The organism is Streptomyces sp. NPDC060366, assembly GCF_042725135.1.
In the GTDB taxonomy this organism is placed as follows: Bacteria; Actinomycetota; Actinomycetes; order Streptomycetales; family Streptomycetaceae; genus Streptomyces.
In genome coordinates, this window is record NZ_JBHXDC010000061.1 from 1 (window position 1) to 1,430 (window position 1,430).

A 1,430-nucleotide genomic window follows, 5' to 3' on the forward strand; every position below is an offset into this window, starting at 1 on the left:
TGAGACCTGATGCCGAGCCGATTGTGGTGAAGTGGATGATCCTATGCTGTCGAGAAAAGCCTCTAGCGAGTTTCATGGCGGCCCGTACCCTAAACCGACTCAGGTAGTCAGGTAGAGAATACCGAGGCGTTCGGGTGAACTATGGTTAAGGAACTCGGCAAAATGCCCCCGTAACTTCGGGAGAAGGGGGGCCATTTCTGGTGATGAGTCTTGCACTCTGAGCTGGGGGTGGCCGCAGAGACCAGCGAGAAGCGACTGTTTACTAAAAACACAGGTCCGTGCGAAGCCGTAAGGCGATGTATACGGACTGACGCCTGCCCGGTGCTGGAACGTTAAGGGGACCGGTTAGTCACATTTCGGTGTGGCGAAGCTGAGAACTTAAGCGCCAGTAAACGGCGGTGGTAACTATAACCATCCTAAGGTAGCGAAATTCCTTGTCGGGTAAGTTCCGACCTGCACGAATGGCGTAACGACTTCTCGACTGTCTCAACCATAGGCCCGGTGAAATTGCACTACGAGTAAAGATGCTCGTTTCGCGCAGCAGGACGGAAAGACCCCGGGACCTTTACTACAGTTTGATATTGGTGTTCGGTTCGGCTTGTGTAGGATAGGTGGGAGACTTTGAAGCTTGGACGCCAGTTCAGGTGGAGTCGTCGTTGAAATACCACTCTGGTCGTGCTGGATGTCTAACCTGGGTCCGTGATCCGGATCAGGGACAGTGTCTGATGGGTAGTTTAACTGGGGCGGTTGCCTCCTAAAGAGTAACGGAGGCGCCCAAAGGTTCCCTCAGCCTGGTTGGTAATCAGGTGTTGAGTGTAAGTGCACAAGGGAGCTTGACTGTGAGACCGACGGGTCGAGCAGGGACGAAAGTCGGGACTAGTGATCCGGCGGTGGCTTGTGGAAGCGCCGTCGCTCAACGGATAAAAGGTACCCCGGGGATAACAGGCTGATCTTCCCCAAGAGTCCATATCGACGGGATGGTTTGGCACCTCGATGTCGGCTCGTCGCATCCTGGGGCTGGAGTCGGTCCCAAGGGTTGGGCTGTTCGCCCATTAAAGCGGTACGCGAGCTGGGTTTAGAACGTCGTGAGACAGTTCGGTCCCTATCCGCTGCGCGCGCAGGAGTCTTGAGAAGGGCTGTCCCTAGTACGAGAGGACCGGGACGGACGAACCTCTGGTGTGCCAGTTGTCCTGCCAAGGGCATGGCTGGTTGGCTACGTTCGGGAGGGATAACCGCTGAAAGCATCTAAGCGGGAAGCCTGCTTCGAGATGAGGACTCCCACCCACTTGATGGGGTAAGGCTCCCAGTAGACGACTGGGTTGATAGGCCGGATATGGAAGCACCGTGAGGTGTGGAGTTGACCGGTACTAATAGGCCGAGGGCTTGTCCTCAGTTGCTCGCGTCCACTGTGTTAGTTCTGAGACAACGAA

At 55.7% G+C, this 1,430-nt stretch carries 1 rRNA gene; it reads left to right on the forward strand.

Features of this window, described 5'->3' with window-relative positions:
• Positions 1–1,391 (forward strand): 23S ribosomal RNA (locus ACFWHU_RS38590); the annotation flags it as partial.
• Between the last annotated feature and the right edge of the window lie 39 nt (positions 1,392–1,430).